Origin of the sequence: Bradyrhizobium sp. 33ap4, from assembly GCF_032654765.1 — a bacterium.
GTDB classification, from domain to species: Bacteria; Pseudomonadota; Alphaproteobacteria; order Rhizobiales; family Xanthobacteraceae; genus Bradyrhizobium; species Bradyrhizobium australafricanum.
Map to the genome: position 1 here is coordinate 38,358 of NZ_JAUMTJ010000033.1, position 21,214 is coordinate 59,571.

Genomic DNA, 21,214 nt, shown 5'->3' on the forward strand with positions numbered 1-21,214 from the left:
GCGACACCTTGCCGAAAAAGCCGAAGAACCAGCGATCGAAACGCACGTCGATATGGCTTGACAATGCCCTGCGCGCGAAGCTCGACGAGCGCGCGGAACGTGAGGGCAGATCGCTCGCGGGCTCCATCGACTTCTACCTGCGCAAGGGGCTCGGCCTGAAGACCGGCGGCAACGCCAGCACCAACGAGGAAAAGCCCGATGCAGCAGCCGCGCCCATCTTTGGATGACCTGCGCCGCGCGCAGCCGGATCTCGCATTCGCCGTCTACGCGATGGAGCCGCGCGGGATTGTAACGCTCGAAATCTACACCGACGACGGCCAGGTCTATTCCTTCACGGGTGAGACCGAAGCCGACGCCATCCTGGCCGCTTTCCCTGCACCACCGGAAGAGCAGCCCGAACCCGCCCCCGCTCTGCGCAGCATCTTCGATTGAGGAATAGCCATGCCGTGGCCCGTCTACACGCCTGCCTCTTTTTACGACCCGAGTATCGAGCACGAAAGCCTGCGTGCCGTCATGCGCTGCTACATGGTGAACTTCGGTTGGGACGAAGCATTACGCCGCCGCGACGAGCTGCTGGGCTACTTCAAGGTCAAGGCGTGGAACGACATGTCGCCCTTCGGCGCGAATGTTTGCCGCAAGATCATCGAACGGCAACTGCCGCTGCGCGGTGACTTCTGATGAACAACGTCGCCTATTTCAACCGGCCAGTGACGGAGCGGTTCAGCTACTCCACGCGCAAAATGTATCCGCTGCCGAAGCTGACCGACCTGCAGCTCGCGGCGCTGGCTGCGGTGAGAGATGGCGACGTGCAGCGCTACGAGAAGCGCGTCGGTTACGACCGCTTCGAGGCGTTCCGGACGCACGGCTTCGACGTCACGTGTCAGATGCAATCGCTGAAGAAACGCCGCTGCATTCGGATGAAATCCGACGGTAGCCGCACGCCGCAACTCACGCCCGCCGGCGTCGCCGTGCTGGCTGAACACCCGGAGTATTGAACGTGACCGCCGGGAAGGCCGCTAGCTATTTGGCATTGTTGCTGTTCACGTCAGCGCTGCTGCGCCTGCCGAAGCTCTACCACGACCTAATGAAAGGCGCCGTCGATCTGACCGCGCTGATCGCCCTGCGTTTCGAAGTGTTTTCCGCCGGCATGCTGTTCTTGCTGGCGTCCGCTCTACCCCGCTAAACCACAGAGGAGGTCACATGCCCGCAATTTCCGATCAAGTAGCTACGATCGAGCACGACCTATCGGTCGCGCTGACCAAAGTCGAATCGCTGTTCGCCGAGAACGGCGCGCTGCGCAACGCGCTGGCCGCCTTGCAGGCGGACCACGCCGAGCTGCAGAGCAAGCACGCCGACGCTGCGGCCCTCGTTGAAGAGACCCGCAAGCACGCGAACGACGTCGCGAACGCCGCGCTGCTCATGCTGAAGGTGTCGCGCCCGACCGCCGGCGACGTCAAGCCGAGCGAAGGCAGCAAGTCGCTCGCCGCTGTGCCCGTGGCGCTCGTGCCTCCGAACACGACGATCACCGCCGACGATATCGCCACCCTGAAGGCGCAAGGTCCCGGCGTCCTTATCCCGGGAGCGTGGCCCGTGAAGACGATCAACGCCGCGATCGACGTTCCTGCCTCCGTGCTGGACGCCGTCAATGCTGCCGTCGAGCCCGAGCGCCAGCCGGTCGAGCCGGAAGCCGAGCCCGATCCGGCGGCTTACCAGGGCGACAGCGGCGACGAGCACGCGCCGGCGACCGCCCCGGCCGGCTTCACGCATTGCGAAGGTTGTCCGAACCCGCCGGGCTGCGTCGGGGCCTGCGCGGACGAGAAGGCTGAGCCCGAAGAGCCTGCGCGCACGGTCGGCAAAGACCCGGTGCTCGCCGCGCCCTACGGCGCTCCCGTGACGGTCGAAGCGAAGCGGGCGGCGATCGAAGGAGCTCACGTCGCCTTGCAGACCGCGCACCAACTGCCCGTGGCGCCGACAGCCCCCGAGATGACCAGCGCTGACCGCATGCGTGGGCATATGCACGTCGACGACAACCCGCTCCCGATCTTCCTGCAGAAGCCGCCGCTGCATGACGCTCAGGTGTTCGGATGACGCGCCGGCTGCTCTGGGTGCTGATCTGGCGGCCGATGTGGCGCTTCGGGCTGGACTTGTTTTCCGCCTTCGTGATCGCCGGCTGCATCTTCCTGGCCGCCGTCTACCTGTTCGTTCTCTTCCGGAACGGCGGCTATTTGTGACCAGTTTGTATCAAATGTCTTGATACATCGCGAGACGCGGGTTTAGATACACGACGCGCCAAAAGGAAAACGGCGGACCCCGAAGAGCCCGCCGCCCGCGCACCACCGCAATATCCCTGCGCTCTGCAACAGCGAGGAACACCGCATGACTACCTCATCTAGTATCGAAAAGCAAGAGACGGCCCATACGGTCGAGCCGTTCGGCTACCTGTGGCCCCGCGAGGGCGGGGTTAACGGCTACTATTTCATCACGCCCGCGCAGTTCGAGCACGTCGAAGAGCGTTTCAGGTCGCTCTATAAGCCGGTCTTTGATTCGCCGCCCGAAGCGCTCGAAGCGGCTTGGCGTAAGATCACGGTGTTGGAAGAGTGCCGGCGGGACGATCTGAAGTTCGTCGGGGTCGGCGAGCAAGTGCTGCGCGTCGCGCTCAACGAGCTTTGGCGTCTGCTCGGCGCCAACAACCAGACCGAAGCCGTCATGGCGCTGCGCAAGTTGCCGCCGCGACCCTGCACGCACTTCCCGAAGGCCGATGACGTCTGCCTGGTCTGCAACCCGCACAAGGCGCCGCAGCGATGACCGCGCACGCGAATCACGTCAACACCGATTGGACCGACGAGAAGGTCGAGATCCTAAAGGACCGCTGGGAGCGGAAATGGACGCAAGGCCAGATCGCCGACGCGCTGAACATGTCGCGCAGCGCCGTCGCCGGCAAGCTGAACCGGCTCGGCCTGATGGGGCGCCGGGGCAAGCCGCGCGCCAAGGTGCAGCCGAGTGACGGACCGAAGCCGGTTCGCTCGGCGCCGTTCCGGGCGCCCAAACCGCCGAAGCCGGCAGGGCTCGGCCCGGTCAGCGGCCGAACCGCGTCGGTTGTGATCGTCGACGATTTACTGCCGTCGCCGGAACCGCGCTGGGTCGACTGCCCGGGTAAATCGCCAGGCGTGTCGCTGCTCGAGCTCACCGCCGAAACCTGCCGCTGGCCGATCGGTGAAGTGGGCGCCCCTGATTTTCGTTTCTGCGGCTGCACGCCGGCCGCTGGCAAGCCGTATTGCGGACCACACGCGCTGAAGGCGGTGCAACATGGCTGACATTCTCGCCGATCTCGGCGACCTATACAAACAGGCCACCGAAGAGCGCAGCCACTATTACACCGGAGCGTGCATCCGACGCGCGATGACCGAAATCGCGGCGTTGCGCGTGGCTTGTGAACGCCTGCGCGGCGCCGTGAACGGATCGCGCGAAGCGGCGCTCGAAGACGCGGCCCGGATCGCCGAAAACGGTTGTCTCGTCCCGCCCGACGGTGGTTCGCCGACTGAGGATGAACTGCAGATGTGCAACAACATCGCCTTCGCGATCCGCTTGTTGAAGGGGGTGCAGGCATGAACGACACGAATTTGCTTCTCGTCTTCATCGCCTTTTTGTTGCTCGTCCTGCTGATGTACGTCCGCTGGATTTACCTGCGGCTCGAGTACGGCAAGCTGTTCGACCCGCACGCGCCGACGAACATGTACGGCGAGGGGCTGAGCGAGGGCATTCAGAACGCGATCGTTCGCGGCCAGTGCGGGATTCACACCCATGACCGATAAGACAAAAACACCGATTATAGACGTGTTGGGACACGTCGCCTCTATCCTCTTCATGATCGCGTTCGTTCCGTTGGTCAGCTACGTATGGAGCACGGACGACGTCGGGTTTCTCCGCCGATTGGCGACCTGTTTCTTCGCGTTCACTCTGATCCGTTGCGTGTTGCACGTGCTTCACACGGTGCTGAATACGCTGGTGGAGGCGTCGAAATGACCAGCGCACCTTGCCGCTACTGCGGGGCGAACTACTCGACAACGCACTCGCACGGTTGCCCGAACAAGCCGAAGCCGGGCGTCACCGTTCTGCACGCGCAGACGTTCACGCCTGAAGAGCTCGCCGACTTCGAGCAGGCGATTTTCGCGTGTCAGAACCCGAATACGCTCGTCGCCAAGCTGGCGAAGACGAGCCTGGCGGCGATCGTCGCGCACCACGGGAAAGCCAAGTGCGACCTGATGGCGGCCGCGCTGAACGCCAAATACACACGGGAGCCGGGGAACGCATGAGGCGGTGGATCAGATCCTGGCGCTGGCTGCACGATATAGCCGAACCGTTGTTCGATTGCGAAGACTGCATCGGCATGTCGCAACACGGCTGCTACTGCACCCGCATCGGCGCGTCGGGCCCCTGCATTGCGCCGACCTGGCAGCAGCGCGTGGCGCGGTGGCTGCGGGGCGGCCAATGATCGGCGAGATCAAAGCGAAGATCATCAAGCCGGCGCGCGTCGTCACGCCGCAATGCTGCGCGCCGGTAGAACCGCCGACGAAAGCAACGATGTGGCGCCGTGACCGCTATCTGAAGCTGCGGCCGTCCTTTAACCCGGACGCGTGCCAGCGCGAGAGCACGGTCGAGATCGACGGCAAGCCGTACTGCAGGCTGCACGCCGGCGGGCTCGCGCTCGACAAGTGGTTGAAGGGCGAACTGGTGGAGAAGGGGCAATCGTGACGATCGGACGGCCGCCGCGAATCTTGCCAGGGGTGAAGCTAGGCAAACTTACGGTGCTGGAAGTGAGGCGAGACGCCAAAGGGCGCCGCACTCTTCTGTGCTTGTGCAAGTGTGGCAGGAAGAAAACGTTCCCGTCAGCCGGCTTTGGAAATAGAAAGTCTTGCGGTTGCATCCGGCCTGTCAAGAGGCGCCCGCGCCGGGAGCAGGTTGTCAGCGCCGTGCTATATCGGTGTCGAAACCGCGGGTGGGAATGCACCCTAACGCTTGAGCAGGTAGAAAGCCTGATCTACGCGGACTGCTACTATTGCGGATCGCCGCCCATGTCGATCGACAGGACGCAGCCCGAGCGGAAGCGCGGCGCTGCGGGTATCCACTACAACGGGATCGACCGCGAAAACGCCTTCAAGGGCTACACGTTCGAGAACTCCCGGACGTGCTGCGACCGCTGCAACTCCGCAAAGATGCAAATGTCGTCACCGCAATACCTTGCGCACTGCCTCAAGGTTGTGTCGCATTCGGTGCTCACGCGCAGGAGTGTTTTCGATTGACCGTGCCTGCGACGTTCGACGACTTTTGGCGCCTTGGCTACACCACGCGCCTGATTCCTATTGTACCGCCCAACGCGAAGATCAGTGAACGCTCGACGCTGCATAAGCGGGTCGGCACGAAGCAGGATGGCCGCGGCAAGACGCCTGGCGTCTGCGGCGCCGATGGGCTTTGGTTTTCCTATGACTGGCTGCGCGCCGAGACGGCGCAGAGCGATCTCGCGCGTTGGGCGCGTATGGGCGCCGGCATCGGGTGCCGCATGGGCGACGGCCTCGCTGCGATCGACGCGGACACGCTCGACAAGCGCCTGGCGTCGATAATTCAGCAGGCCGTCACGCAGCATGTTGGCGTCCCGCCGTGTCGCATCGGGAATTTCCCGAAGGCACTCTATCTGGTGCGCGTGTCGGGCCCGATGCCGTACAAGCGCGTCGAGTTCGGCGACAACGAGCGCGTGGAGATCCTCACGGAAGGGCGCCAGGCCGTCTTTCACGGCATCCACCCGAAGACCGGCGCGCCGTATACATGGCCGTTCCCGCTGGTACCGTTCGATCAGCTTCCCGTCGTCACGCCCGAGCAGCTCGCGGCGTTCCTCGAAGACCTGCGCCAGATGTTGCCGGCCGCCAAGGCTGTCATCACCGAAGGTGCCGGCAACGAGGTTAGCCAAGCATCGCTGCGCGGCGATATCGAGACGGTCCGCAAGGCTGTAGCGGCGACGCCGAACACCAGCGAAGCGTTCCCGACCCGCGAGACGTGGCGTGATTTCGGTTACGCGATCAAGGCCGCCTTGCCCGATAACGAGGCCGAAGCGTTCGAGATATTTTCCGAGTGGTCGGCACGCTGGACGGAAGGCGGCAAGCCCGCTGAGCCTGGCAACGACCCGGGGTACCTCGAGGCCGAGTGGAAACGGTTCAAAGGGCCTTTTAGGCGCGGCGCTGGTTGGCTCTTCGAGCTGGCCGAGCAGCACAACCCCGACAGCTTCAAGCGCGTCGACGCCTGGTTCACGGAAATTCCTGATGAGCCGGAAAGTCTGTTTATAGAAAATTCGACACGCCTTTTAGAAGACCCTCAACAGCCCGTCGCGATCAAGTGGGTCGACCCGATCGAGTGGAACGGCGCGACGCCGCCGAAGCGCAAATGGCGCATCACGGGCATGGTGCCCGACGGCGAGGTAACGCTGCTGACGGGCACGGGCGGCGTCGGCAAGACGCTGTTAGCACAGCAGGGCGGCACAGCGGTTTCGCAGGGCCTGCCGTTCCTAGGCCGTGAGACTGAGCGCTGCAAGGTAATGATGTTCCTGTGCGAAGACAGCGAAGACGAGCTGAATTTGCGCCAGCGCGATATCAACGCGTCAATGGGTCTCGATATGGCCGACGTCTCGCCCTGGCTCCGAATCGCGTCGCGCAAATACATGGACAACCTGCTCGCCATCTGGAACCGCAACACAGGCGAGATGAAACGCACGGCGGTTTGGAAGGCGTTGCGCGACGACGCTGTCGCATTCGGCGCCAAGCTGCTGATAGTCGACACGATCGCCGACACGTTCGGCGGATCTGAGATCGATCGCACGCAGGTCCGGCAATTCGTGCAGGCCTGCCTTGGCCGCCTGGCTGAAGAGATCGGCGGTGCCGTCATGGCGCTAGGCCATCCGTCGAAGAGCGGCGAAGCCGCCGGCGGTGACGGCACGTCCGGCTCTACGGCATGGCACGCGTCGGTTAGATCGCGCCTTTACCTGCAGCATGCGGCGAAAGACCGGACGGGGCCGTTCCGTCGGCTCGAGAACCGCAAGGCGAATTACGGTGCATCCGGTGACGTGTTCATGCTGCGCTGGGCGCGCGGGGCATTCGCCTTGGAGAGCGCGAAGAGCGGCGAGCTGTTGGACGACGTCGCCGATGATTCGGCCGGTGCCGGGCTTCCTGTGAAGTCTATGGGCAATGTCATTGATGACGCCATCCTGGCCGCGGTTGAGCGCCTGGCCGCTGAAGGCGTGCCGCTATCGAAGGCCAGCAACTCGCCACATTGGGCGCCGCGCGTGTTCAAGCGGAATGACGACGCGCTCGGCGTGTACCTGATGGACGAGATAGAGGCGGGCTGGCAACGCGTCTTAACGGCTGGTCGGGTGGCGGTCGCTGTCGTCGGCAGGAAGGCTCACAACCGTATGCCAATTGTAGGCTTCAAAGTCGTACAGGTTGAGAGCGCCGAAGAGCCTGAAAATGTCTTCGGTTGACTGCATCAAAGCGTGCATCGAAGTGACTTTTCGCTGCATCGAAGTGATTTTCCCAATGTATGCCGTTTTCGGGTATTCGCTTGATTGCGCAAGGGCTTGTGGTCTGCATCGAAGCTGCATCGACATGTTTTGCATCGAAGCTGCATCGACATACACGGCGTTTTGCCCGGGTCGCGCGGATAACGTCATGAAACAAAAGGAAAAAGGCGTTGCGTGTATGTCTGCATCGATGTGCATCAAAGTGAGTGCATCGAAGTACCACCCCTACGGGGTGGGTAGCGCCTTTTGGGCGCTCACCCCACGCCCGGGGTCTTCGGGGTCGAAAACGTATGCTATTCAAAATGAAACCCGCGAGAGCCTGGCGGGGCGCTCACGGGGCGGGGCAGGCCGAATACTAGGACGTATGCCTATATCGGTGGGGGCAGGGGCGGCTTGCGGTCGCGCACCCATCGGCGGACGATGCAGCCGCATAGCCAACCGAACAGGCGAGCGGGCAACGTCAGGACCAGCAACAGGCCGCCGAACAGGATCAACCATACAATCACGGGGCGCCTCAACTGTTCGCGTAGAAAACCCAGAGCTCGCCATCGGTGTGACGAGCGAAGACCATGTCGCCGCCGATTCGCGCGTCGCGGGCATAGGCTTCAAAATCGATATAGTTTCGCAGGTGTTCCGGAACGCCTTCAAGTCCGCCTGTGTCGTTCAACCACTCTTCCGCCCAATCCGCTTCGGTATCGTATTTGCCGCAGAAGGCCTCTCTAGCGCGATCGATATCGCCGCTTTGGTCGACGTTGTCCTGATAGACGGCCAACAGTTCGCGGTCGTTTTCGTCAAGCTTGAACCAATCCCAGAGATCCGGGGAAATGCTGCTTTCGTTGTAGTAGCTGCGCGGGAAGCCCTCGAAGTCTTGGAACATGAATTCCGGGTCGCGCTCGTCCGAGTGCAGCTTGTTACACTCGGCGATGAAATCGCCATGGCTGGCGCAGTTTTCAAGATCGATCCAAGCGCCTTTGATCGATCCGGAGTTGTACTTGGCGTAGGTGCCAACATAAACGCGGGGCATGGTGCGGTGTCCTTCGATGTTCTGTGTGTCGTGCGGCATTCGATACGGTTCAGTCGCGCTTGCGCAGCGCTGGCATGTCGTCGAGCGTCTCGCGCGCTTCGCGGATTGCCTGGCGGATCATGTCGGGAAAGTAGTGGCAAATGCAGACGTTCTGCCCTCGCGCGTCGCGCATGATCGAGCTGTTGCGGTTCAGCGGATCGGCGTCGCGGTGGCCGTCGAAGAATTCGCGCGGGTTGACATAGATCGAACCCCAAAGCGAATCGGAGCCAACCTTGGCGCTGTTGCAGAACACGTCAACGACTGTGCCGAAGGCTTCGTATTCGCCACTCTCGAGCTTGGCGCGCGTCTCTCCGTCTTCGTCCCACGACAGGTCTAGATCCGTGTCGGGCACGATCGAAGCTATTATCTGGAAGTGCTTTGTTTCGAAGCGGTACATTTCGGTCTTCATTGCCATTCCCCATTTGCTGCGTAGCGGTTCCAAGCGTTCCAGCCCTGTTCGGCGTTGGGCCAGAGCGCGGCGTAAATCGCGGCGAGCGCCATTTCAGTGCGGCGATTCGCTTCGCTGATCTCTCGCTGGCGGCCAGCGAGAGCATGCGGCGGTTGGTAAGGGTGCGTTGTCATGGGTCAGGCCTGCGGCACGAAACACGTCGTGGTGTGGCCGAAAGTGTTCGAGCCTTCGTCGTAGTGGGCCAGCAAGCCGGCTTTGCGCAGCTCGCGCATCGCGTCGAGAGCGCGCAAGGTCGCTTCGCGGCAGTCGTCGGCATAGCCAAGCGCGCGGGCGATGCCGGTCCACCAGATGTTCACGACAGGGCAAATCTTGCCTTTGATGACACGGGAAGAGGTTTGGCTTTGGTTGGTCGCGCACCAGGCCAGCACGACGCGGGCATCTGTCGATATCTTCGGTTTAGTCATTGGAAGTCCCCTAGTTGGTGTGCGACTATTTGTATGTCATTTGTATGCCATTTGCAAGAGACAAAATACAGACGCGTTGATATTTTTTCGGCGAGGCGGTAGCGTAGGCCTGCAGCGGCTAAGCTGTGCCTTAGTAACTTTTTGTGCCTGTTCTGCGATCGGGATTTGCTGTTGTGGGGAAGCGAAAGGGAGCGTTAACGCCAATGGAAGCGGCTTTTTCGGCCAAATACGCCGTTTCGGGCGACGCGACCTATTCGGCCGAGAAAGCGGGCTATCGGTTCCCGGCGGTTGCCGGCAATCGCCTGGCGAAAAACCCGGACGTGGCCGAAGACGTGCGGCGCCGAGCTCGCCAGCGGCTGCAAACCGAAGGCGCCGAAGTCGGCGTTAGAGTGTTGATTGAGCTGGCAGAAGACGTGAAGCAGAAGGGCAGCACGCGCGGCGCGGCCGCTAAAGCCCTGGTGCAGCTCAGCGGCATTACGACCGCGCAGAGCCTCACGGAGGCGGACCTAGCCGACATGCCGCCGGACAAGATCCGCGAGTTGCTAGGGCAGGCGCAACGCCAGCTCGAGGAACGTAAAGTCGGATCGTAGCCATGTCGTTCTGTGAGCCAAGGAGTTGAGTGTTATAGTTGTCTTCCTAAGACCGCTTGGCCTCCGACTTCTAAGCGGCTGTAATCGCTGGCTTGCTACAAAGTATTGAGCTTTGTCGGCAGGTCCTGGCGCGCCAGCTCGGCGAGCGCCGGCCCGGTGGAGGGCCCGCGACCCGCCCCCTGGCCACGGTCCGCGGCGCAAATCGAAGACGGCGTCGGGCACCCGTACAAAATTGCGCCTCAAAAACCGATTCTGGGAAATCGGCGAACCGGCCGAACCGGCCTTTTCGTACCGTTTCGGATAAAAATTGCGTTGTATGTCATTGCGTGATACATCGCGTTACATTCACCACCGCAACCCCGAGAAACCGCCCCATGCTGACCACTTCCGACTACTACGCAGCCACGGCCGCCACTTCGAAGACCAATCCCGCGCCGCCGAATAAGCGCCACACCGATTTTGACACCGTCGCTCAGACGCTCGACATGGCCCGCAGACTCGCCAACCGCGTTGACGAGGTCACGAACCGCATGATCGGCCCGGCGCCGACCACGGGCGCGTGCGGTGCAGAGGCCGTCGATCAGTCCGCAGTCTTGCCGGCGATGGCGCAGCACGCGTTGCGCACGGCCGCCTCGCTCAACGAGGCGCTTTCTTCGCTCGACCGGCTCGAACAGGCCCTCCCGTAACCGGCCGACGTTTCAGCACCAAAAGTCACCACCGCAAAGGACCCCATCCGTGGCTCAGTACCGCAAGAAACCCGTTGTCATCGACGCCTTCAAATGGACCGCCGGCCCCGATCAGACCGACGATCCGCTTTGGATCAAGGAAGCGATCGTTCGCGGCGACGTGACATTCACCGGCGATAGCCTGTCGAACGTGACGATGCAGATCAAAACACTCGAAGGCGTCATGACCGCCAACGTCGGCGACTACGTCATCCGCGGCGTGAAGGGCGAGATTTACCCCTGCAAGCCTGACATTTTCGAAGCCACGTACACGGCCGAAGACCAGGCGAAGCATGAAGGCCTGCCGGTTGCCGGCTATCAATCCCAGAACAGCGTTTCCATCGAACTGGTCAACCAGAACAAACGGCTCGAAGAGCAGGTTCTGCGCGTGCTCGACAATCTCGCCAACATGAAGGGCCCGGCGGCCTCGAACGACAAGCCGAGCGTTATCGCCGTCGATCAGCGTTGGCTCGCGATCGGCCGAACCGATTTCGAGAAGGGTTTCATGGCGATCAACCGCGCGATCTTCAAGCCGGCCCGCGTGAAACTGCCGGGCGATCGCCAGCCGATGTAATTCGGCGGTTGCCGAATCGCGATACGCGAGATACAAGGCTTCTACGCTTTCATCGGCGTGTTTCCTCCCTGACTTTGGCCCGCGAGAGTGCCCTCCCGCGGGCCTTTTCTTGCGTTTTGTATCGAAATCATGCATTGTCGTGAGACATTCGATACAACTCGGGGCGCTGGCGTGGCTTATCCGGTCATTTACGATGTCACCTACAGCTACACCGGCTTTCAGCAGGCGCAGGGCGATGACAGCTTCCCGGGCACGCAGCTAGACGCCGATCTCGCCGGGCTCGAAAGCAGCATTTCGAGCCTCGCGCTGTTCATTGAGGGCGTTCTGCGGTCCGACGGGAAGCTCGCGAACGGCAGCGTCGATATCGACCAGCTTTCGCTGACGGTGCGGGCGCAGATCGGCGACACGACAGCGGTCGAAGAGCTTGTCGAAGCGTCCGACCAGGCAGTCGCATCAGCCGCCGCGGCCGCGACCAGCGCGACGAATGCGGCAACGGCCGAAGCAGGGGCCGTAGCTGCGGCCGCGTCGATCAACAACCAGGCATTCACTTTCGACACCGTCGCGTTGGCGACCGCGGCGCACACGCCGGCGGGCGTGAACGCTGTCCGGCTGGTCGGGTATGCGAGCGCCGGCGACGGGGGCGGGGCGCTCTACCGGAAGGCCGGCGCAATGCCCGCGCATCTGGCCCGGTTCCAGTCGGCGGACGGTGCGTGGTGGGAGCTCGCCGAAGACGAGCCGAACATTTTGCAGTACGGCGGCAGCGACAACGGCGTCGCGTTCAACGACACGGCATGGGCCGCAGCGAAGTCGCAGCTCGTCGGCTCGGCCCGTCGTCTGAAGCTCCCGAAGCTCGGCATCGGCCGCTATGCGTTCAACCCGGCCGGCCCGGGCTTCAACCCGGCCGGCGTTGTGATCGACGCCGATCCTGGCGTCACGATCTCAGGCCCGGTCGTCTTCGATCCCGCGGCGCGGTCGATCGCCGAGATTCCCGTCAACTATTCCGACAACACGGGCTTTGCCTACAACGGCTATGGCTTCTCGTCGAAATGGTATCGGCCGGTTCACGACAAAGAGATGTGGCTGAACGTCGGCGATCTCGAGCGTAAGTATATCACCGGCTACGACATGTCGACGCTCGGCTGCGTGACCGCGGATTTTACGACCGGCGACACGTTCGCGACTGACGTCTCTGCGGCAACGAACGCAGACACGGTCACGGTCAACCTGGCGAATGACGGACAGATTCGCGGCGCGTTGCTGGTGCCTGTTCGCGGCGGCGACGAAGTCAGCATCAGCTTCATTCAAGGCAATTTTGTCCGCATGGCGCTGATCCGCTTCGCCGGCGGGTGGCACGCGTTCTATGCGAATAACGCGCAGGGCATCTTGCGCACGAAGCTGATCGGCTCGGCGGCGGCGGATTCGGCGGCGCTGTCGTGGTTCGGGCTCAGCAACAACCCGGCATGGGCTCCGGACAAAGCGGACTGGAAGGTTCGTATCAACGACAGCCACAGCTATTCGATCCTGTTCAACGGCATGGAGATTATCGAACGGCAACCGACGCCGGGCGCGATCACCGACGCCGGTTTCGCTATGCTCGGCGTGGCGGCCGTCACCGGATCGATGCAGTATTTCTCGAAAGTGCGCCGCTCGGAAGCGGCCGGCCGCTCGCCGATGCGTCTGCTTGTTATCGGCGACAGCAAGGACGCGCCGATTGCCGGCGGTTGGGTCGACCATGCGGTCGAGATCCTTGAAGGCTCGGCCGGCTTGCGCGTCTGGGAAGTGCACAACATCGCGGTTCCCGGCAACACCAGCACCGACCAGTACAACGCGCTTGTCGCGAACACTGCGTTGCTTCCGTCGATCACTCACGTCGTGATTGATGTGGGCGCAAACGACGATCAGTCGGGCGGCGCTGGTGGCACGCTCACCAACATCACCAACATGATTACGTTGCTCATCACTAACGGGATCAATCTCAGCCACATCATCCTCAACGTCCCATATCTCTGGTACACGGAAGCCATGTCTGGCGGCGGCTTCAATGCAGGCGCGAACGACCAGCACGGTAGGCTGCGCGCAGGCATCCGGCGGTTGGCGGGTGTGAAGGGCTGCGGCCTGGTCGATCTGACGGAAGTGATGGCCGCCGTGACGCCGGACGATCTCGCCGTGGCCGGGCGCGACCCGCAGGTGCGCGACAATATCCACGAAACGCTGTACGCGCAGCGCAAGATCGGTGTCGCCAACGCGCGGGCGTTGCTCGCTGGCACGGTCACCGAAATGACGCAGCGCGAGCCGTTGACCGCCTTCCATTCGAGCTGGCTGAAAAATAGCTGGACGCTCGATGCCACGTTCCCGGCGAGCTATTCGGTCAGCCGCGACGGCGTCGTCAATCTTGCCGGCGTGCTCGACAAGGGCACGGTCGCGGAGCCGGTCATTATCGCGACGCTCCCGCGCAATCTGTGCCCGACGATGACGCTCGAATTCAACGCGCGCACCAATACCGGGTCTGTCACGGTTATATATATCGGCGTGGACGGCAGCATCACTCTGTCGAGCTTCCCGGGCGCGGCGACCTACGTGTCGCTCGCCAATATCTCGTTCCAGCTCCCGCCGTTCTGAGGGCAGACATGTCAGATCCGCAGCCGTACAGCCCAAGTTACAACTTCAGCAGCTTTCAAGCGAACTCGCCGACGTCGCCGCTGCCGGCGCCGAAGGTCGACAACGAGTACGACAACATCGCGTCGGCCATTCTGCAGCTCGTCAACGCGATCAAGGACGTGCGGCGTTCTGACGGCGCGCTGAAGAACGGGATCGTCAACTACGACAGCCTGGCGCTTGGGCTGCAGCTCACGTTCGACCCGACGAACGGCGATCTCGTCGCCGCGGCGGTCGCTGGCGCGGAGGCATCGGCGGCCGCGGCAGCGGCCTCAGAGACCGCAGCGGCGGGCTCAGCAGCGGCATCCGCGACGTCTGCGGCAGCGGCCGCAGCATCGGCCAGCAGCGTCAACCTGTCCCTGTTCCTGACGAAGGCCGGCAATCTCGCCGGCATCGGTAGCCCGGATACCGCGCTCGCGAACATCAGCGCGATGAAGATCGACGGTTCGAACGCGACCTACCGTCTCGCCAAGCAAACGGCTGGCATGGGTGGTGTTACCGACTGGAACGTCGTCGGGGACAGCGGATGGTACAGCGCTGCGGGAGCGGCCAACGCGCCTGTGTACGCCGGCCAGATCGGTTGGCTTGTGCAGGTACTCGCGGCGAGCACACACTACGTCACGCAGATCGCCTATCCGTACTCGGCCGGCACCGCAACGTCGGTCATCGTTCCGTTCCGGCGCCACGGCTACGACACGGGCGGCGGAATCGCTTGGACGGCTTGGGAAAGCCAGGCGACACTTCCCGTCGGCAGCACGATCATGATGACGGGCAGCACCGTACCGCCCGGGTTCCTCGCCGAGAATGGCGCGCTGGTATCGCGCACGACTTACCCCGCGCTCTGGACATGGGCGCAGGCATCCGGCGCGATCGTGTCCGAAGCGACGTGGGCGGCAGGGAACAACGGCGCATTCTCGACCGGCGATCTCGCCACGACATTCCGTCTACCGGATTCACGCGGCGAGTTTATCCGCGGCTGGGACAACGCGCGCGGCATCGACGCGGGCCGGTTCGTCGGCGCTTGGCAGGGTGATTTGCTGAAGGATCACACGCACCCTTACGACGGCTATGACGGCGGTTCTCTCAATGCCGGCGGCGGTATCGGCGGCGCGCACTCCGACAACACGACGGGCGGCGTGAACGGCGGGCTCGGCGGCACCGAGACGCGGCCCCGGAACGTGGCGAAGCAGTTCTGTATCAAATATTAACGGTTCGTTTGTATTGATTGGCGACAGACAGCGAGAGACGACGGACATGCTCACCGCCGAAATTATGCACCGCATGTGGCCCCGCGCGTCGGCCGCGGTTGTCGACGCGATCGTGCGGACGCATGAGCAGGTCTTCGCCAGGTACGAGATCAACACACCGCTGCGCGTCGCGCATTTCATGGCCCAAATCAGTTGGGAGAGTGGTCGTGGGACAATTTCCCGCGAGAACATGAACTATCGCGCCGAGCGGATCGTCGAAGTGTTTGGCTTCGACAAGGCGAAGGGCAAATGGCACCACTCGGCGAAGGTCACCGACGCAGAGGCGCAGCAGCTCGCGCACCGTCCGGAAGCGCTGGCTGAACGCGTCTACGGGCTCGGCAACCCGAAGAAGGCGAAAGAGCTCGGCAATACGCGGCCAGGCGACGCCTACCGCTGCCGCGGCGGCGGCTTCCTGCAGCTCACGGGCGCCGGTAGCTACAAGCGCATCGGCGAAATGACGGGCTTCCCGCTCTACGAGCACCCGGAACTGCTCGACGGTCCGGAGACGTCCCTGCGCGTCGCGGCGGCCGAGTTCAAGGCGTTGAACTGCCTGCCGGCGGCGGATGCCGACAACGTCGCGCTTGTGACGCGACGCGTGAACGGGCCGAACAGCAACGGCACTGCCGAGCGCGCCGTGCTGCTGCGCCAGTGGAAGCAGGTTCTACCCGGGATCGAGGCGCCTTTGCCGCGGCCGAGAGCGGCCGAAGACCCGGCGGGCAAGACGCTGGTCACGTCCAACATCGTGAAGGGCGCCGGCGGCGTCATCGGTTCGCTTGCGACCGCTGGCGGCGCTGAAGTCGCCAAGAACGCGAACACCGACACGACCGTCACCACGATCAACAACGTCGCCGACAAACTGCAGCACGCGAGCGACGTCGCGCAGACGATCTCGGTAGCGAAGGACAATGCGACCGTCATCGTCAACACCGTGAAGCCGTTCCTTGGGCTCGCGCCGTCGACCTGGCAGACGATCGCTGTCATCGCCGTCACTGCGGCCGTCTGCTGCGCGGTGTTCGTCATCTTCGAGCGCTGGCGCAAGATGCGCGACCAGGGAGTTTGATATGCAGGCGCTTCTCGCACGTCTCGTCGCTCAGTACGCAGTTTACGGTGTCGTCGCGCTGGTCGCGGCCGGCGCAGTCACCGGCATCGGTTTTCACATCTACAACAAGGGTTGGAACGACGCCATTGCAGGCGTAGCCAGCCGCAATGCGGAGACTATCCGTGCTGTCAAAGGTGCAGTTTCTAAGGTGGACGATTGCAGCGCTAACGGCGGTTTCTGGGATACTGCTAGCGGGCTGTGCCACTAATCCGACCTTCGCGACGTTCGGCGCGCCTGGCGCCAGCGAAAAGGAAGGCGAGGGCGCGTGCAGCGCGTTCGAGCGGCCGCAGTACCGGATCGTCGGCAAAACCGCCTTCGACCAAAGGTGGGCGGACCGGATCACGGAATCAGGCGTCGCTGGCTGCGCGTGGGATCGCCCCGCAGAGCGGCCCGCGTCGCTCGACGCTGCGCCCGTTCCGGTGCCGAAGGCGGCGCCAGTGAAGCAGTCGCGCTGGCAGAAATTCCGGTCGAAGTTCAGAAAGCCCGTTTCGTAATGGACACCAGCGTTGCCGCACTTTGCATATCAGGTGCAATGTTCGCGTTTTTTGTTTTCGACCGCGTGTGGGGCGCCGGAAACCGTACCGCTGCGACTGAAGCGGCCATGAAGAGCTACGTCGATACAGAGCTCGCCGACCTTCGCAAGGAAGTGTTCCTGAAGCACGACACCAGCGAGGGAAATATCGGGACCGCGATTCAGCAGATGAAGGATCTGTTGCACGCGCAGGAACTGGAAGCATTGAAGTTCCGCGCTGAAGCTGCCGAAAAGTATATGCGCCGCGACAGCTATTACACGTCGATGGGAGAATTGAAGACAGATATCGACAAAGCGTTCGACAAGCTCGACAAGCGCCTGGAGCGCATGGAAGGCAACTTGCCGCATGCCCGCGCCAAACAAAATTAACCCGCGAACGGGGAAGCGGTTTGACTTTGTCGATCCTGCGCATCAGGACGCCGAAGTTGTCGCGCTGCGCCGTCAGGTCGCCGTGCTCGAGCGCGCGGACGCCGCGACGCTGGCGCGCGAACGCTTCATGCCGTTCATCAAATTCACGTCGCCAGATCCGGAAGCACCGAACGACGTCAAGCGGTCCAGATACAAGAACGCCCGGCATCATGACGCCACGGCCCGCGCGCTCGAGGAAGTCGAGAAGGCCAATTACGAGTTCCTGATTCTTGTCGAGCCACCGCGACACGGCAAGAGCGAACAGGTCTCGCGGCGTTTGCCTCCCTGGTATATCGGCCGGCACCCGAACCACAACGTCGTCGTGGCGACCTACAGCGACGAATTCGCGGAAGACTTCGGCGCCAATGTGCGCGCGATCATGAACTCGCCCGCCTATAAGCAGGTCTTCCCCGAAGTCAAACTGACGCGCGGCGGCACCGCCAAGGCGCGCCTTGAGACGACGGCCGGCGGCCTGCTGTTTTTCGTCGGCCGGGGTGGCGCGCTCACGGGCCGCGGCGCCCATCTGTTGATCTGCGACGATCTCATCAAGGACGCGAAGGAAGCCGCCAGCCCGGCCGTTCGCAACCAGGCGTGGGAGTGGTTCACCAAAGTTGCGATGACGCGACGCATGGGCAAAAAGCTCGTCATCCTGACGTTTACTCGCTGGCACGCCGACGATCCGATCGGCCGGCTCACCGATCCGGAGAACCCGCACTACAACGCGCGCTTGGCGAAGAAGATTAAGATCATCAACATGCCGGCCATCGCGGAAGAGAACGACCCGCTCGGCCGCAAGCCGGGCGAGCCGCTGTGGCCGGACGGGCCGGACAAGTTTGATCTCAATTTTCTGCAGGAACAGCAGGATCTCGACCCGCTCGGCTTCGCCGCCCTGTATCAGGGGCGGCCTTCCGCGCTCGACGGCGATCTCTTCAAGCGCGAAAACGTCCGCTACTACACGAAGGACGAACTGCCGCTCGAGCTGCGCAAATACGCCGCTTCCGACCACGCGCTCGGCCAGATGCAGCGCAACGACCCGACGCTGATGTTATCCGTCGGCATCAGCCGGCAGAACGACATCTACATCATGCCGAACATCTTCTGGCGGCGGGCGCCGACGGACACCGTCACTGAAGCCATGTTGAACATGGCCGAAGTCGAGAAGCCGTTGCTCTGGTGGGCTGGTCGCGATCACATCACGAAGTCGATCGGGCCGTTCCTGCGCAAGCGCATGAACGAACGCGGCGTCTACATCAATATCCGCGAAGTGCCGACGATCGGCGACAAGGTGCAGGGCGCGCAGTCGATCATCGGCCGCTTCGCGATGGGCAAGGTCTACTGGCCGAAAGAAGCGACGTGGGTTGAGCGCGCAATCGCGGAATTGCTGTCGTTCCCGAACGGCCTTCACGACGAATGGGCCGACACGCTCGGTCTGATCGGCCGCGGCATGGAAAGCCAGGTCAAGCCCGGCAGATCGGCCACCGAGCGCGCGCCGAAGCGGCCGTCGTTCGGAACAGTCGCCTGGCTGAAGATGCAGGACAAATGGTCGCAGGAAAAGGCCGCTGAGCGCGCGGCCGGGGGCTTCTGACATGGCTACGGACGATTACGGCGCGCCGATCACCAACGAAGTACCCGACGACACCGACACGACGTTGTCGACGGTGCAGAACGGCGGCGAGAAGGCGAACACCGAAGAGAACGAACCGCCGCAGAACGTGCAGGCGCAGGTCAACGCGATCAAAAAGAAGATCCGAGCCGACAAAAAGCATCACGAAAAGGCGTTCAAGCGGATGAAGCGCGACATGTTTGTCGCGATGCACGGCCGCGAGGAAGATTGGAGCGAGAAGAACTACAAGGCCAATATCGCCGGCCAGCACGTCAAACAGAAGACGGCGACCCTGTATGCGAAGAACCCGAAGGCGACGGCGAGCCGCACCGAACGGCTCGATTTTGCGGTGTGGGACGAAGACCCGCAGTCGCTGATGCAGGCGCTGCAGACCTTGCAGCAGGACGCAGTAGCGCAGGCTGCGCACGCGCAAGCGCAAGCCGCAGCCATGGCGGCCGCGCCGCCGAGCCCGATTCACACGGCAGTCATGGGCCACAATGGCGGCCCGCCGCTCGACGACGCCGCGATGCAGCCCTACCAACCCTCGCCGGAAGCACAGCAGGCGAGCGCGCTGCTGGCCGACTTTCAGCAGGGCATGGAGTACCGCAAGCTGCTCGACCGCGTCGGCAAGACGATGGAGCTGCTTTACGCTCGCGCCTTGCGCGAGCAAAAGCCGGTCGACTTCAAGACGGCGGCGAAGCAGTTGGTCCGGCGGACCTGCACGACCAGCGTCGGTTATATCGAGCTCGGTTTCCAGCGCGAGTACGGGCCGCGGCCCGGGCTTGAAGATCACATGGCCGATGCGCGGACGCGGCTCGACCATTTGCGCGTGCTTGCCGAAAAGGCGCAGGCGGGCGAGATCGAAGAGTACGACGCCGAGATGGCCGAGCTGCAGGAATCGATGACGGCCCTGCAGAACGAGCCGGAAATCCTGATCCGCGAAGGTCTGGTGTTCGACTATCCGCGGTCGACGAAGGTTATTCCGGACATGCTGACGAAGACGCTCGTCGGCTTTGTCGGCGCGCGTCACGTCACGATCGAATACGAATACACGCCGACCGAGATCCGCGAACTGTTCGACGTCGACCTGTCGCAGTGCGCCAACTATACGGCGGAAGGGAAGACCGTCGGCGAAGTTGCTGGTGCGCTGTTCGACGAAGACGGCGAGCGCACCAGCACGAAGCCGGGCGAAGGCCTGTGCCGCGTGTGGAAGCACTACGACAAGCCGAGCGGGCTCTGCTACTACCTGGCGGACGGTTACAACGCCTTCCTGCGCGAGCCGGCGCCGCCGGACGTGTTCGTTGAGGATTTTTGGCCGGTCTACGCCCTGACTTTCAACGAAGTCGAGAGCGAAGACGAGCTGTTCCCGCCGTCCGACGTGTCACTGATCCTTGACATGCAGAACGAACTCAACCGTTCGCGCCAGGGCAAGCGCGAGCACCGCGAAGCCGCGCGGCCGCGCTGGGTGTTCCCGAACGGGCTGTTCGAGGATGAAGACGTCGATCGGCTGAAGAAGATGAAGCCGTTCGACGCGATCGGTCTCAACGTCGACCCGGCGACCGACATGTCGAAGGCGCTGCAGCGCATTCCCGTCCCGGGCGTCGACCCGAACCTCTACGACACGGGCGAAGTGTTCGGCGACGCGCAACTCGCCGTCGGAGCGCAGGCCGCGCAACTCGGCGCCACGTCGAGCGCGACCGCGACGGAATCGGCGATCGCCGCCGGCACGACGAACAACTCGGACGGCTCGAGCGTCGACGATCTCGACGGCTTCATGACCGTCATCGCGCGGGCCGCCGGTCAGATCCTGCTGCGGGAGATGTCGGAAGAGACCGTCAAGGCGCAGCTCGGGCCCGGCGCGGTGTGGCCGCATATGTCGCTCGCCGATATCGCCAACGAGGTTTTCCTCGAGATCGAAGCCGGGTCGATGGGCAAGCCCAACCAGGCGATCGAAGTCAAGAACTGGCAGAACATGCTGCCGTTCCTGATCCAGATGCCGGGTATCAAGCCGATCTGGCTGGCGAAGGAAACGCTGCGTCGGCTCGACGACAAGCTCGACCTGACCGACGCCCTTGTCGACGGCCTGCCGTCGATCGCGCAGTTGAACCAGATGGCGCAGCCGGAAGCGGTTGGCGCGCAGGACAACCCGGCGGCGCAGGGCGGCAAGGGCGGGCAGAACGCCCCGAAGCCGGCCGCAGAGAAGCCCGCAGGCAGCGACGCGCCGATGGGCAACAACCGCGTTTAGGCTTTTTGTACCAAATGGCTTGATATTGTGACATACACG

29 protein-coding genes are annotated in these 21,214 nt (G+C 63.1%); 26 read left to right on the forward strand and 3 right to left on the reverse strand.

The features are described 5' to 3' along the window. Nucleotides 1-8: 8 nt before the first annotated feature. The 16 genes from Q2M23_RS24605 to Q2M23_RS24680 all read left to right on the forward strand — a co-directional run bounded on the left by Q2M23_RS24605 (nt 9) and on the right by Q2M23_RS24680 (nt 7,522). Nucleotides 9-227, forward strand: coding sequence for a hypothetical protein (locus Q2M23_RS24605; RefSeq protein WP_316397313.1), 219 nt, complete (start codon nt 9-11; stop codon nt 225-227). After that, nucleotides 199-432, forward strand: a complete 234-nt coding sequence (locus Q2M23_RS24610) for a hypothetical protein (protein WP_316397314.1) — start codon at nt 199-201, stop codon at nt 430-432. Before Q2M23_RS24605 ends, Q2M23_RS24610 begins: the two co-directional genes overlap by 29 nt. 9 nt (nt 433-441) lie before the next feature. Continuing rightward, nucleotides 442-678 carry a hypothetical protein gene (locus Q2M23_RS24615; protein ID WP_316397315.1) on the forward strand — a complete coding sequence of 79 codons (237 nt, stop codon included), beginning with the start codon at nt 442-444 and terminating at the stop codon, nt 676-678. Further along, nucleotides 678-995 carry a hypothetical protein gene (locus Q2M23_RS24620; RefSeq protein ID WP_316397316.1) on the forward strand — a complete coding sequence of 106 codons (318 nt, stop codon included), beginning with the start codon at nt 678-680 and terminating at the stop codon, nt 993-995. The genes Q2M23_RS24615 and Q2M23_RS24620 overlap by 1 nt, the downstream gene beginning before the upstream one ends. Before the next feature lie 2 nt (nt 996-997). Further along, nucleotides 998-1,183 (forward strand): hypothetical protein, encoded by a 186-nt coding sequence (locus Q2M23_RS24625; RefSeq protein ID WP_316397317.1) that lies wholly within the window; start codon nt 998-1,000, stop codon nt 1,181-1,183. A gap of 17 nt (nt 1,184-1,200) precedes the next feature. Beyond that, nucleotides 1,201-2,088: a hypothetical protein gene (locus tag Q2M23_RS24630; RefSeq protein ID WP_316397318.1), complete on the forward strand. Its 888-nt coding sequence runs from the start codon at nt 1,201-1,203 to the stop codon at nt 2,086-2,088. Further along, complete coding sequence (locus Q2M23_RS24635; protein ID WP_316397319.1) at nt 2,085-2,231, forward strand: hypothetical protein; 147 nt, start codon at nt 2,085-2,087, stop codon at nt 2,229-2,231. The genes Q2M23_RS24630 and Q2M23_RS24635 overlap by 4 nt, the downstream gene beginning before the upstream one ends. Before the next feature lie 145 nt (nt 2,232-2,376). Then, nucleotides 2,377-2,805: a hypothetical protein gene (locus Q2M23_RS24640; protein ID WP_316397320.1), complete on the forward strand. Its 429-nt coding sequence runs from the start codon at nt 2,377-2,379 to the stop codon at nt 2,803-2,805. Continuing rightward, nucleotides 2,802-3,314: a GcrA family cell cycle regulator gene (locus Q2M23_RS24645; RefSeq protein ID WP_316397321.1), complete on the forward strand. Its 513-nt coding sequence runs from the start codon at nt 2,802-2,804 to the stop codon at nt 3,312-3,314. The genes Q2M23_RS24640 and Q2M23_RS24645 overlap by 4 nt, the downstream gene beginning before the upstream one ends. Next, nucleotides 3,307-3,609: a hypothetical protein gene (locus Q2M23_RS24650; RefSeq protein ID WP_316397322.1), complete on the forward strand. Its 303-nt coding sequence runs from the start codon at nt 3,307-3,309 to the stop codon at nt 3,607-3,609. The genes Q2M23_RS24645 and Q2M23_RS24650 overlap by 8 nt, the downstream gene beginning before the upstream one ends. Further along, a complete protein-coding gene (locus Q2M23_RS24655) occupies nt 3,606-3,812 on the forward strand; it encodes a hypothetical protein (RefSeq protein ID WP_316397323.1) in 207 nt (68 codons plus the stop codon). The genes Q2M23_RS24650 and Q2M23_RS24655 overlap by 4 nt, the downstream gene beginning before the upstream one ends. Continuing rightward, nucleotides 3,802-4,023, forward strand: coding sequence for a hypothetical protein (locus Q2M23_RS24660; RefSeq protein ID WP_316397324.1), 222 nt, complete (start codon nt 3,802-3,804; stop codon nt 4,021-4,023). Before Q2M23_RS24655 ends, Q2M23_RS24660 begins: the two co-directional genes overlap by 11 nt. Continuing rightward, nucleotides 4,020-4,313 (forward strand): hypothetical protein, encoded by a 294-nt coding sequence (locus Q2M23_RS24665; protein WP_316397325.1) that lies wholly within the window; start codon nt 4,020-4,022, stop codon nt 4,311-4,313. The genes Q2M23_RS24660 and Q2M23_RS24665 overlap by 4 nt, the downstream gene beginning before the upstream one ends. Nucleotides 4,314-4,488: 175 nt before the next feature. Beyond that, a complete protein-coding gene (locus Q2M23_RS24670; protein WP_316397326.1) occupies nt 4,489-4,752 on the forward strand; it encodes a hypothetical protein in 264 nt (87 codons plus the stop codon). Nucleotides 4,753-5,072: 320 nt separating this feature from the next. After that, entirely contained in the window at nt 5,073-5,300 is a 228-nt protein-coding gene (locus tag Q2M23_RS24675; protein WP_316397327.1) for a hypothetical protein, read from the forward strand. A gap of 2 nt (nt 5,301-5,302) precedes the next feature. Further along, nucleotides 5,303-7,522 carry an AAA family ATPase gene (locus tag Q2M23_RS24680; protein WP_316397367.1) on the forward strand — a complete coding sequence of 740 codons (2,220 nt, stop codon included), beginning with the start codon at nt 5,303-5,305 and terminating at the stop codon, nt 7,520-7,522. A 553-nt stretch (nt 7,523-8,075) separates the two neighbouring features. Here Q2M23_RS24680 and Q2M23_RS24685 read toward each other — a convergent pair. The 3 genes from Q2M23_RS24685 to Q2M23_RS24695 all read right to left on the reverse strand — a co-directional run bounded on the left by Q2M23_RS24685 (nt 8,076) and on the right by Q2M23_RS24695 (nt 9,497). Further along, nucleotides 8,076-8,585 carry an antirestriction protein ArdA gene (locus Q2M23_RS24685; RefSeq protein ID WP_316397328.1) on the reverse strand — a complete coding sequence of 170 codons (510 nt, stop codon included), beginning with the start codon at nt 8,583-8,585 and terminating at the stop codon, nt 8,076-8,078. Nucleotides 8,586-8,634: 49 nt separating this feature from the next. Continuing rightward, nucleotides 8,635-9,033 (reverse strand): hypothetical protein, encoded by a 399-nt coding sequence (locus Q2M23_RS24690; protein WP_316397329.1) that lies wholly within the window; start codon nt 9,031-9,033, stop codon nt 8,635-8,637. A 176-nt stretch (nt 9,034-9,209) separates the two neighbouring features. Continuing rightward, entirely contained in the window at nt 9,210-9,497 is a 288-nt protein-coding gene (locus Q2M23_RS24695) for a hypothetical protein (protein WP_316397330.1), read from the reverse strand. Between the two features lie 203 nt (nt 9,498-9,700). On the opposite strand from Q2M23_RS24695, the gene Q2M23_RS24700 reads away from it, so the two are divergent. From Q2M23_RS24700 to Q2M23_RS24745, 10 genes are all read left to right on the forward strand, one after another. Next, nucleotides 9,701-10,087 carry a hypothetical protein gene (locus Q2M23_RS24700; protein WP_316397331.1) on the forward strand — a complete coding sequence of 129 codons (387 nt, stop codon included), beginning with the start codon at nt 9,701-9,703 and terminating at the stop codon, nt 10,085-10,087. Between the two features lie 374 nt (nt 10,088-10,461). Beyond that, nucleotides 10,462-10,773: a hypothetical protein gene (locus Q2M23_RS24705; protein ID WP_316397332.1), complete on the forward strand. Its 312-nt coding sequence runs from the start codon at nt 10,462-10,464 to the stop codon at nt 10,771-10,773. A gap of 49 nt (nt 10,774-10,822) precedes the next feature. Next, the gene (locus Q2M23_RS24710) at nt 10,823-11,386 is read left to right on the forward strand and encodes a hypothetical protein (protein ID WP_316397333.1); all 564 of its coding nucleotides are present in this window, start codon (nt 10,823-10,825) and stop codon (nt 11,384-11,386) included. 87 nt (nt 11,387-11,473) lie between these two features. After that, complete coding sequence (locus tag Q2M23_RS24715) at nt 11,474-14,005, forward strand: SGNH/GDSL hydrolase family protein (protein WP_316397334.1); 2,532 nt, start codon at nt 11,474-11,476, stop codon at nt 14,003-14,005. An 8-nt stretch (nt 14,006-14,013) separates the two neighbouring features. After that, nucleotides 14,014-15,249 carry a hypothetical protein gene (locus Q2M23_RS24720; RefSeq protein ID WP_316397335.1) on the forward strand — a complete coding sequence of 412 codons (1,236 nt, stop codon included), beginning with the start codon at nt 14,014-14,016 and terminating at the stop codon, nt 15,247-15,249. 46 nt (nt 15,250-15,295) lie between these two features. Beyond that, nucleotides 15,296-16,348 (forward strand): hypothetical protein, encoded by a 1,053-nt coding sequence (locus tag Q2M23_RS24725; protein WP_316397336.1) that lies wholly within the window; start codon nt 15,296-15,298, stop codon nt 16,346-16,348. Nucleotide 16,349: 1 nt separating this feature from the next. After that, entirely contained in the window at nt 16,350-16,595 is a 246-nt protein-coding gene (locus tag Q2M23_RS24730; protein ID WP_316397337.1) for a hypothetical protein, read from the forward strand. Nucleotides 16,596-16,652: 57 nt separating this feature from the next. Continuing rightward, nucleotides 16,653-17,288 carry a hypothetical protein gene (locus Q2M23_RS24735; protein ID WP_316397338.1) on the forward strand — a complete coding sequence of 212 codons (636 nt, stop codon included), beginning with the start codon at nt 16,653-16,655 and terminating at the stop codon, nt 17,286-17,288. Then, nucleotides 17,266-18,912 (forward strand): terminase large subunit domain-containing protein, encoded by a 1,647-nt coding sequence (locus Q2M23_RS24740; protein WP_316397339.1) that lies wholly within the window; start codon nt 17,266-17,268, stop codon nt 18,910-18,912. Before Q2M23_RS24735 ends, Q2M23_RS24740 begins: the two co-directional genes overlap by 23 nt. A gap of 1 nt (nt 18,913) precedes the next feature. Then, the gene (locus Q2M23_RS24745; RefSeq protein WP_316397340.1) at nt 18,914-21,175 is read left to right on the forward strand and encodes a hypothetical protein; all 2,262 of its coding nucleotides are present in this window, start codon (nt 18,914-18,916) and stop codon (nt 21,173-21,175) included. Nucleotides 21,176-21,214 lie beyond the last annotated feature (39 nt).

Excerpts from the sequence above, each read along its gene's own strand:
- Q2M23_RS24610 (WP_316397314.1), top strand. The coding sequence starts at position 199 with ATGCAGCAGCCGCGCCCATCTTTGGATGACCTGCGCCGCGCGCAGCCG.
- Q2M23_RS24615 (WP_316397315.1), top strand. The coding sequence starts at position 442 with ATGCCGTGGCCCGTCTACACGCCTGCCTCTTTTTACGACCCGAGTATC.
- Q2M23_RS24620 (WP_316397316.1), top strand. The coding sequence starts at position 678 with ATGAACAACGTCGCCTATTTCAACCGGCCAGTGACGGAGCGGTTCAGC.
- Q2M23_RS24630 (WP_316397318.1), top strand. The coding sequence starts at position 1,201 with ATGCCCGCAATTTCCGATCAAGTAGCTACGATCGAGCACGACCTATCG.
- Q2M23_RS24635 (WP_316397319.1), top strand. The coding sequence starts at position 2,085 with ATGACGCGCCGGCTGCTCTGGGTGCTGATCTGGCGGCCGATGTGGCGC.
- Q2M23_RS24640 (WP_316397320.1), top strand. The coding sequence starts at position 2,377 with ATGACTACCTCATCTAGTATCGAAAAGCAAGAGACGGCCCATACGGTC.
- Q2M23_RS24645 (WP_316397321.1), top strand. The coding sequence starts at position 2,802 with ATGACCGCGCACGCGAATCACGTCAACACCGATTGGACCGACGAGAAG.
- Q2M23_RS24650 (WP_316397322.1), top strand. The coding sequence starts at position 3,307 with ATGGCTGACATTCTCGCCGATCTCGGCGACCTATACAAACAGGCCACC.
- Q2M23_RS24655 (WP_316397323.1), top strand. The coding sequence starts at position 3,606 with ATGAACGACACGAATTTGCTTCTCGTCTTCATCGCCTTTTTGTTGCTC.
- Q2M23_RS24660 (WP_316397324.1), top strand. The coding sequence starts at position 3,802 with ATGACCGATAAGACAAAAACACCGATTATAGACGTGTTGGGACACGTC.
- Q2M23_RS24665 (WP_316397325.1), top strand. The coding sequence starts at position 4,020 with ATGACCAGCGCACCTTGCCGCTACTGCGGGGCGAACTACTCGACAACG.
- Q2M23_RS24670 (WP_316397326.1), top strand. The coding sequence starts at position 4,489 with ATGATCGGCGAGATCAAAGCGAAGATCATCAAGCCGGCGCGCGTCGTC.
- Q2M23_RS24675 (WP_316397327.1), top strand. The coding sequence starts at position 5,073 with ATGTCGATCGACAGGACGCAGCCCGAGCGGAAGCGCGGCGCTGCGGGT.
- Q2M23_RS24685 (WP_316397328.1), bottom strand. The coding sequence starts at position 8,585 with ATGCCCCGCGTTTATGTTGGCACCTACGCCAAGTACAACTCCGGATCG.
- Q2M23_RS24690 (WP_316397329.1), bottom strand. The coding sequence starts at position 9,033 with ATGAAGACCGAAATGTACCGCTTCGAAACAAAGCACTTCCAGATAATA.
- Q2M23_RS24695 (WP_316397330.1), bottom strand. The coding sequence starts at position 9,497 with ATGACTAAACCGAAGATATCGACAGATGCCCGCGTCGTGCTGGCCTGG.
- Q2M23_RS24700 (WP_316397331.1), top strand. The coding sequence starts at position 9,701 with ATGGAAGCGGCTTTTTCGGCCAAATACGCCGTTTCGGGCGACGCGACC.
- Q2M23_RS24705 (WP_316397332.1), top strand. The coding sequence starts at position 10,462 with ATGCTGACCACTTCCGACTACTACGCAGCCACGGCCGCCACTTCGAAG.
- Q2M23_RS24720 (WP_316397335.1), top strand. The coding sequence starts at position 14,014 with ATGTCAGATCCGCAGCCGTACAGCCCAAGTTACAACTTCAGCAGCTTT.
- Q2M23_RS24725 (WP_316397336.1), top strand. The coding sequence starts at position 15,296 with ATGCTCACCGCCGAAATTATGCACCGCATGTGGCCCCGCGCGTCGGCC.
- Q2M23_RS24730 (WP_316397337.1), top strand. The coding sequence starts at position 16,350 with ATGCAGGCGCTTCTCGCACGTCTCGTCGCTCAGTACGCAGTTTACGGT.
- Q2M23_RS24740 (WP_316397339.1), top strand. The coding sequence starts at position 17,266 with ATGCCCGCGCCAAACAAAATTAACCCGCGAACGGGGAAGCGGTTTGAC.
- Q2M23_RS24745 (WP_316397340.1), top strand. The coding sequence starts at position 18,914 with ATGGCTACGGACGATTACGGCGCGCCGATCACCAACGAAGTACCCGAC.